Consider the following 8,269-nt stretch of genomic DNA (forward strand, 5'->3'; position numbering starts at 1 on the left):
TTGCAATGACTCGGGCAAAAGAGAAAGTCTGGATTACGCACTCGGCCAGCGGGTCCAGTTTTGTCAAAGAGTTACTCGACGGAGATTACCCGGTGATCAAACAGAAATAGAAATAAACAAGCCCCGCATCGCGGGGCTTGTTTATATCAGGAACGATCGCTTAAATAGGCTTGATAGTCGGGCACTTCAATATCGACTTCTTCTTCGAGCAGAGAAGAGGAAAAAACAAACTTCGCCGACGCTCGGTTGGTGGCCACAGGAATGTTCCACACACTGGCAATACGCAAGAGTGCTTTTACATCCGGATCATGAGGTACGGCATTCAGCGGATCCCAGAAGAAAATCAGCACATCTATTTTCCCTTCAGAGATCAATGCACCGATTTGCTGATCGCCGCCCATTGGACCACTGATCATGCTCTTTATCGCCAACCCGGTTTCTTTACTCAGCATGCTGCCGGTGGTGCCCGTTGCGTAAAGGAAGTGACGTTGTAGCTTTTCTTTGTTTTCTTCAACCCAGCGCAGTAGTTCAGGTTTGCAGTTGTCGTGTGCGACCAACGCAATATGTTTGTGGGCTGGCATTGTACGTATGGTTTTCTTCATGTCTTGTCCTAACTTTCCTAATATGTGTCACGCGATTCGGGTTTGACCCGGAATACCGGTCGGTATTTGGACGGGGACAGCGAATCGCTGATCACACTCTCATCCAAATTCTCCGGTGTCAGGGGCGCGATGTCGGGGGCCTGAACGGGGGAGAATGGATTCCCGCTCAAATAATCATAAGCTTGCATCACTGACAAGCGGCCTTGTTCGACCATTTTATCTGTCGGCGAAAATTCAACTTTGTGCCGCAACAGACCACGATAGACGCCATGACTGAGATAGGTGGACACCAACCCAATTTCGTCAACTTTTTCGGCAGCTCGTAGCTCACTGATGGCGGCCTCTATGGCGACGGCACTACCAACTATATAATCAATAGCTCCGTCTTCCACGGCTTTTTGCACAAAATTGCGTTGTAACTCTTTATCGTTGTCTGCCCATTCGGTGGCGACGATCTCGATACGGCTCTTTTTTATGGCCTGATAGAAACCTTCGATTACCGGTTTGGTTCCACCACTGGAGCGAGGCCCTGGCAGCAACAATACCCGAAGAGCGTCTGTTTTGGTTGCCGCTTGTTTTGCCAGGTATTGGCCGGACTGGAATCCCATCGAATACCAGTCTACGCCAACTTCTCCTTTCAGCGCTGATACAGCAGCATCATTGAGGTTGAGCTTATTGACGGTTGCAAAGATCGGCGTCGACCCTGCGAGCTGAGTTAAGGTATCGCGGTACAAATCAGGTGCCACAGTCCCCAAAAGAATGGCGTCGGCTTTCCATTTTACGCATAAACGAATGTGCTCTTGCTGTTTTGCCTCATTCGGATAGCCACCCGCTTCCAGCACACGTAGGTCGACATTCAGTTTTTGCGCTTGCTCGACCATTCCGTAGTTTACCGACAGCCAGTAGGAATCTTTGAGATGCGGATAGAGCGCACACATTTTAAATGCGGTGTTTGAGGAGGTGGTCGCCGACGCCGGTAGAGACGGTAAGATAAAAAGACATCCTACGACGAAAGAAAAGGAGCGTTTAGTCAGAGACATTGATCAATTCGTTGGCATAGCAGTGTAAACACTGCAAAAATATAGCGTATTCCCGCTGTGTAAAGAAGTGAAGTTTCAGAATGTTATTAGCCAGAGCCAGCATCGGTCGGAAATTGTTGTTCGCCTTTTTGATTATGGCGCTGCTGGTATTATCTTCAGCCTTAGTTGGGATGTTTGGCTTTTCATCGGTCGCCAGAACAGAGCGCAACGTGGTGAATTCAGCGATCCCGGCAATGATCGAAGCGCGTCAGGTCGCGGAATTAAGCTCCCGGATTATCGCGTCGGTTCAGGTATTGTCAAATGCAAAAACCGAGGTGCAGCGTCAACAATCCGGCGACGCTTTGTTCAGCCAACTTCAAACTCTCCTTGAACATATCGGTGCGCTGGGTTCCGATTATTTTGATGCCGGTTTGCTCGATAAACTGGCTGCCGATGTGCAAAACATCATTGATACTCTGGCGAACCTGGGAGTGTTGGTGGAAGAAAAACTTCAGCTTGCTGAAGACCTGAATGAACGAGTGAAGGAGATGCGTAAGATCGGCCTGGAGCTTGAGCAACTGACCCGCACACAGGTTTTGAATACCAGCACTATTGCCGTGGCCAATGTTACGCACATCTATGATCTGTTGGATAAGCAAAATACCACCGAAGCATATAAAGCCCTTGATGCGCTGGTGGAAGTCGATCTCGATCTTTCTGAACGTTTGCATGAATTGCACCTGCTTGCGTTTAAAATGCTCAATCAGATTGAGGAAACTCGCACTGTGGCTGATGCTTCACGCATTCAGCACATTCGACAGGCGTTCTCTGAGAACCTCCTTATCATGATGCGGCGTGTTAAGGCGGTTGAGGATCCGACTCGATCACAGCAAATGGTTCAATTGTTGCGGCAACTGGAACAGAAGCAGCTGTTGTTTGATGTTTTACAGCAGCGCTATGACAATGAGCAGCAACTTCATCAATTAATGCAAGATACGCTAGCGCAGTTTTCAGCGCTTAACACCACCGTTAATCAATTGGTGGATGCGTCAAATCAGACGACAACTCAAGCCATATCGGAACTGAAAAGCACCTTACAGCTTGCTCAGATCGCTTTGTTGGCGCTGACGTTAGCGGGTCTGTTGGCGGCGGTCATCATTGTCTGGAAAGTGGTTTACATTTCAGTGGTTAAACGTTTGAACCGGTATTCGCAAGCGTTGTTATCCATCGCAAAAGGCCAGCTTAAATTGGATATTGAAGCTGAGGGGCATGACGAACTGGCGCAAATGGGACGAGCGATTATCACCGCCAGAAATACCGCTCAGGCATTAAAGATCGTGGCGGAAAGTGAAGCGGAGGCAAAGCGAGAGCTGCTGCAACACAAAGAGCATCTGGAAGAGTTGATAACGGAACGAACCGGCCAGCTTCAGCAGGCCAATCAGCAGTTGAATCAGGAAGTGACGAATCACGCCAAGGCCAGAGCCGATGCGGAGCAGGCCAGCCGCGCAAAATCGGCGTTTCTCGCCACGATGAGTCACGAAATTCGTACGCCGATGAATGGGGTATTGGGTACCGCGCGTCTATTGCAGGAATCCTCGCTGGATCGGAAGCAACGTCACTATGTCGATGTGATCAATCGCAGCGGCAAGACCTTGTTGGCTATCCTCAATGACGTCCTGGACTATTCGAAAATTGAAGCCGGATATCTCGAAATTAGGCCAGACGATTTTAATCTCCGCAGCATGGTGACTGACGTTGCCGAGTTGTACAAAGGACGAGCGGAAGAAAAAGGATTAGAGTTGACCGTGACATTGGAATCCGAACTTGCTCATGATTGGTTCGGGGATAGGACACGCATCAGCCAGGTCCTGACGAATTTGATTGGCAACGCAATTAAATTTACTGAAAACGGTTATGTGGACGTTTACATCAGTGAAGACCCAGATAACCAAGGGCAGTTATTGTTTGATGTTAGCGACTCAGGGGTAGGGATTTCAGCCGAAGAACAACGAACCTTATTTGACGCATTTACCCAGGCGTCAAGTGGTATCTCCAGTAGAGGCGGAACTGGATTAGGTCTTGCCATTAGTAAGCGTATCGTTGAGGCCATGGGCGGCGCGATTTTTGTTGAATCGGAACTGGGTCAGGGAAGTCGGTTCGGCTTTACCATTCCACTGACCCAGGGGCATTCTCAGCAACAGCAGGAAACGCCATATAGCGCGGACAAGAAAGCTTCGGTATTGCTGATAGAAGATAATGATGTTAACAGTCTGGTTGCTGAAGGCTTTTTGACAAGTCTTGGCCATGACGTGACTCTGGCTGAAGATGGACATCAGGCTAAAGAAGCCTTCGTGGCTCACCGTTTTGATATCGTCTTGCTAGACATCAACCTGCCGGACATCAATGGTGTTGAGTTGCTGAAAGAACTGCGTGAGATGGATTTGTCCATTTCGAGTGACGTTGTCACTAAGTATGTGGCTGTTTCTGCACATGTGTTTCGTGAAGAGGTGGAATCCTACTTAGAAGCAGGCTTTGATGGGTACTTACCCAAACCCTTGGATAAAGATGAACTTTCTAATTCTATCCAGCAAGCATTGGCAGGAAATTACGTAACAGCAGGGGCTGAGAACACGCCCAATGAAAGCCATGATGATGTAATATTGGATACCTCGGTGATTGACTCTGATATTCGTATTTTAGGACTTGATAAAGTTCAGGAAATCATCACTATGTTTGAGACGACAGCTAAACAAACCGTTGCTTATCTGGACGCGTCCGCTTGCAGGCATGATCAGGATGGCGTGACAGCGCTGGCACATAAACTCAAAGGGTCGGCGGCGAGTCTGGGTCTAAACACTCTGATGGCATTGTGTCGTGATATCGAAGCCAGCAAAACCGCATGCCAGGACTATTCAGTCAATCGTTTCCGCCTGGAAGCATTGCTTGTTCAGTCAACTCAGGCACTCAAGGACTATACCCAATAACCGGAGAATTTTATGCTCAATATTGAATCAGCCAGACTATCTATGACTCAGTTAACAAAGGACGACTGGGCATTGTTTCAGCGTCTTCATCAAGATGAGAAAGTGATTCGATATGCATTTGATAAGCCGGAAGTTGAAGACATTCGCCGTCGGTTTGAGTCACGCTTGCCTGTCTGGCAGTGGGGATCAAAACATTGGTTGTGTCTGGTTATTCGTGAACAATGGTCTGGGAAAGCCATCGGCGTAACCGGATTATGCGTTTCAGAAGAAGGCGAAGCGGATGTCGAGATTGGCTATATGCTATTGCCGGAGTCCCACGGGTTGGGTTATGGCACCGAGTCGTTGGTGGCTTTAGTCAGGCATGTTGAGCAAAATTTCCCGGTAGAAAAAATTTCGGCGATCGTCACAGACGGCAACATCGCTTCACGTAAGGTGTTGGAAAAATGTGGCTTTAAGTTATTTGAGAGAGAGAAAAACGCCTACCAAATTGGCGGCGTTTTATACGATGATTTAATTTATCGCTACCTGGTTAAAACGTCAGAACCCGCGTAGAAAGCGCGACCGCAGAGAGCGTAATTAAAGCTTGTGCTGTGTAATATGTAACCATGATGACGTGGCGGGAAAATTTTGAGGTTGAGCGGAAACGGTCAATCGCCAGCACTAGATCAGACAACATGAAAATGAACGCCCCCATCATGGCAAGGCTCGCTGACTGACTGCCAATGTCGTGCCAGTATTCCATCGCGCACCATGTCATAACCATGATGACCAAGATATAGAAGGCCACCGGAATGGCCATATTGCCAAGGTTTGGCAGCAGGAAAAGAAACACGATCACGCCGCTGCACAGCAACAAGATAGGCATCCAGTGAGTGATTTGCGGGTTGGCAAACTCAGAAAACCCAATGGCATAGGCAATATGCGCCAGTAAAAAGCTCAGCAAACCGGGGACGAATTTGTCTTTAGGGTGCATCAGAAACACATCCCCGATAGCGGACAAAGCTAAGCCTGCAAGAATCCACTGCGCGTATCCCAGTGAGGCAATATCGGAATGGAAGATAACCGCCATCATCAACACTATGGGTGTTGGTTTGGACAGGTAAAAGATCCATTTAGGGCCACGATCAATAGATAGAATATGAATAAGTGCTGTGAGTCCGATTGCCAGCCACATAGGTGCTCCGTTAATAAAAAAGCAGTGTACGTTTTGTACACTGCTTTTTATTTTATCGCTTACGTGGCTAAAAGCGACTGATAATTCATACTTATTTGAATTTACGCGATGGCTTCTTCAAGGATCTTACGCGAAACGGGCAACGTGATTGCCTGATGTTCACCAAGTTGGGTCATACCGTGCGCTTCGAGTTGGGAAATCACCGCTTCGATGGCTGCGTTTTTATCGTCACCATGTTCCGTCAGTTTGGTTGGTACGTTCAACGAAAGATAGAAGGCTTCTATGGCATCGATAGTTTGCTCGGCTAGGTGAGCGGATTGAGCCAGTCCAAATACATTGCGACCCATCTGTTCGAGTTTGGCGCGTTTCACGTCAAGCTGATTTCTCAACAACGATGGTTGAATAATTGCTAGCGAGCGTGCGTGATCGACGCCCCACAGAGCGGTTAACTCATGGCCAATCATATGCGTTGCCCAGTCATGAGGCACACCACTACCGATCAAACCATTGAGCGCTTGGTTGGCGGAGTACATCAGATTGGCGCGCCAGGTGTCATTGTCGCGTTGGTCGAACTGTTCACCCAGAGTTTTAAGGTTACGCAATAATACCTCTGCGTAGCCATCCTGAACCATCGCATCACCCGTCATGGTCAGGTATTGTTCACAAACATGAACCCAGGCATCAACGATACCATTTAACAACTGACGCTCAGGCAGGGTTTTCATCACATCTGGATCCATGACGGCGAACTTAGGCTGAACCGCCGGAGACATAAACGGAAGTTTATCGTGGGTCTCTGCTTTGGTGATCACCGCCCCCATGTTGGATTCTGAACCGGTTGCTGGCAGTGTGAGGATAGCGCCAATCGGCAGGGCTTCCGTCACCTGGTGTTTCCGGGTCATGATGTCCCAGCCATCACCGTCATACTTTGCCGCCGCCGCAACGTACTTGGAACCATCAATGACGGATCCACCGCCGACGGCAAGGATAAAGTCGATCGCTTGTTCTTTTGCGATAGCTACCGCTTTGTCCAGAGTTTCTTTGGTTGGGTTCGGCTCAACCCCGGAAAATTCAGTCCATTGATGATGTTGTAGGGCGTCGACAACCTGATCGTAAACGCCGTTTTTCTTAATCGAGCCACCGCCATAAATAACCAGGACTTTTTGTTGCTGAGGAATTGTCGTCGCGACTGATGAAATTTGCCCCTGACCGAATATGATTTGTGTTGGGTTGACGTATGTAAAGTTCATTACTTTCCCCTTTTTGATGGTGTGCAATGGATTTTCAGAAATGGAGTGTGTGCATATTAGTCCTTGAGGATGGAGCTTTAAATACCAATTTCTCCATTTATATTGCCTATTTCTACAAATTCGATAATCTATTGTACAGTTCGATAGGGAGGGGGTTATGAAAAGTCTTGGTCAACTGCTGCAAGTATACATAGACAAACATCATCTTGATGAGCTGGAAGGAATTGCACCGACGGCGATTCGCGGTGTAACGGTTTATCGCAGTAGCACGGGCAATAAGCGCACACCATTTGTTTATCAGTCTGGCATCATTATTTTGGGCCAGGGATGTAAGAATATACATATCGGCAATGTGCCCGTGTGTTACGGGCCAGAGGACTATCTGGTGGTGGGAGTTCCGATGCCGCTCGAGTGTGAAGCGCATGCCGTGGATGGTAAACCGCTGTTGGGACTCAATATCGATATTGATCCTAAACTGCTACATCGTATGGTGAACAAACTTGAGGCTATTGGTTATCGCCACTCTCCGCGCACGGGACATAAACAGGGGCCTGGTTTACGATCCGTTCATATGAATGACAGGATGCTGAGTTCCTGCAAGCGTCTGGTGGAAGCACTGTGTGATGATCTGGAGGCCGAAATGTTGGGAGAAATACTGTTGGAGGAAATGGTGTTTCGCGCATTGACCAGCGAAGAGGGGTACGTGCTGTTTGATCTGGCGCAGCATGAGGGGGCCTATGCACGGGTTGCCAAAGCGCTCAATAAAGTTCACAAAGATTATTCGTCCACACTGACGGTTCAGGCGTTAGCGGAAGAAGCAAGCATGAGTATTTCCGCGTTTCACACTGCTTTTCGCTCTGTGACGCTTGAATCACCATTGCAATACATCAAAAAGGTGCGACTCAATAAGGCCAGAGAACTGATTCATTTTGAAGGACGTCGTGTGAATGATGCGGCACGTTTGGTGGGTTATACCAGCTCGTCGCAGTTCAGTCGTGAGTACAAACGTCATTTCAACGAGACACCAAGTGGAGTGAGAGCGAACTGACTCGCAACTTTTATAAAGAGGAAACTAACCTGTTGGTTGTTTACTGTTTTTTAACAATTTGGTTTGATGCATAATTCTCTTAACCCCTATAGAGATCTAGTCAATCTCGCTCCAATAGCCCGCATTTTCATCATGAAATGCGGGCTTTTTTTAGATGCTAAAAATAAAAGAAAATAAGTTATCGATGCAAAT

The 8,269-nt window shown here is 48.0% G+C and carries 7 protein-coding genes; 3 read left to right on the plus strand and 4 right to left on the minus strand.

The annotated features are described in order from the left end of the window. Positions 1-146 precede the first annotated feature (146 nt). A complete protein-coding gene (locus CAG65_RS11805) occupies positions 147-602 on the minus strand; it encodes a methylglyoxal synthase (RefSeq protein WP_161453760.1) in 456 nt (151 codons plus the stop codon). Positions 603-619: 17 nt separating this feature from the next. Continuing rightward, a complete protein-coding gene (gene torT, locus CAG65_RS11810; protein WP_161453761.1) occupies positions 620-1,642 on the minus strand; it encodes a TMAO reductase system periplasmic protein TorT in 1,023 nt (340 codons plus the stop codon). Positions 1,643-1,722: 80 nt separating this feature from the next. Between torT and torS the strand changes: the two genes are divergently transcribed. Next, positions 1,723-4,605 (plus strand): TMAO reductase system sensor histidine kinase/response regulator TorS, encoded by a 2,883-nt coding sequence (gene torS / locus CAG65_RS11815; RefSeq protein ID WP_161453762.1) that lies wholly within the window; start codon positions 1,723-1,725, stop codon positions 4,603-4,605. A gap of 12 nt (positions 4,606-4,617) precedes the next feature. Next, on the plus strand, positions 4,618-5,157 hold the full coding sequence (locus CAG65_RS11820) for a GNAT family N-acetyltransferase (protein WP_021705249.1): 540 nt from the start codon (positions 4,618-4,620) through the stop codon (positions 5,155-5,157). Here CAG65_RS11820 and CAG65_RS11825 read toward each other — a convergent pair. Beyond that, positions 5,135-5,779 carry a lysoplasmalogenase gene (locus CAG65_RS11825; protein WP_161453763.1) on the minus strand — a complete coding sequence of 215 codons (645 nt, stop codon included), beginning with the start codon at positions 5,777-5,779 and terminating at the stop codon, positions 5,135-5,137. The two genes, CAG65_RS11820 and CAG65_RS11825, sit on opposite strands and share 23 nt — an antisense overlap. Positions 5,780-5,880: 101 nt before the next feature. Beyond that, positions 5,881-7,029 carry an iron-containing alcohol dehydrogenase gene (locus CAG65_RS11830; protein ID WP_021705251.1) on the minus strand — a complete coding sequence of 383 codons (1,149 nt, stop codon included), beginning with the start codon at positions 7,027-7,029 and terminating at the stop codon, positions 5,881-5,883. A gap of 157 nt (positions 7,030-7,186) precedes the next feature. Here CAG65_RS11830 and CAG65_RS11835 point away from each other — a divergent pair, with 157 nt between their 5' ends. Next, entirely contained in the window at positions 7,187-8,077 is an 891-nt protein-coding gene (locus tag CAG65_RS11835; RefSeq protein ID WP_021705252.1) for an AraC family transcriptional regulator, read from the plus strand. The last annotated feature ends 192 nt before the right edge of the window (positions 8,078-8,269 follow it).

The organism is Vibrio sp. V39_P1S14PM300 (genome assembly GCF_009904765.1).
GTDB lineage: Bacteria > Pseudomonadota > Gammaproteobacteria > Enterobacterales > Vibrionaceae > Vibrio > Vibrio proteolyticus.

Excerpts from the sequence above, each read along its gene's own strand:
- CAG65_RS11805 (WP_161453760.1), bottom strand. The coding sequence starts at position 602 with ATGAAGAAAACCATACGTACAATGCCAGCCCACAAACATATTGCGTTG.
- torT (WP_161453761.1), bottom strand. The coding sequence starts at position 1,642 with ATGTCTCTGACTAAACGCTCCTTTTCTTTCGTCGTAGGATGTCTTTTT.
- torS (WP_161453762.1), top strand. The coding sequence starts at position 1,723 with ATGTTATTAGCCAGAGCCAGCATCGGTCGGAAATTGTTGTTCGCCTTT.
- CAG65_RS11820 (WP_021705249.1), top strand. The coding sequence starts at position 4,618 with ATGCTCAATATTGAATCAGCCAGACTATCTATGACTCAGTTAACAAAG.
- CAG65_RS11825 (WP_161453763.1), bottom strand. The coding sequence starts at position 5,779 with ATGTGGCTGGCAATCGGACTCACAGCACTTATTCATATTCTATCTATT.
- CAG65_RS11830 (WP_021705251.1), bottom strand. The coding sequence starts at position 7,029 with ATGAACTTTACATACGTCAACCCAACACAAATCATATTCGGTCAGGGG.
- CAG65_RS11835 (WP_021705252.1), top strand. The coding sequence starts at position 7,187 with ATGAAAAGTCTTGGTCAACTGCTGCAAGTATACATAGACAAACATCAT.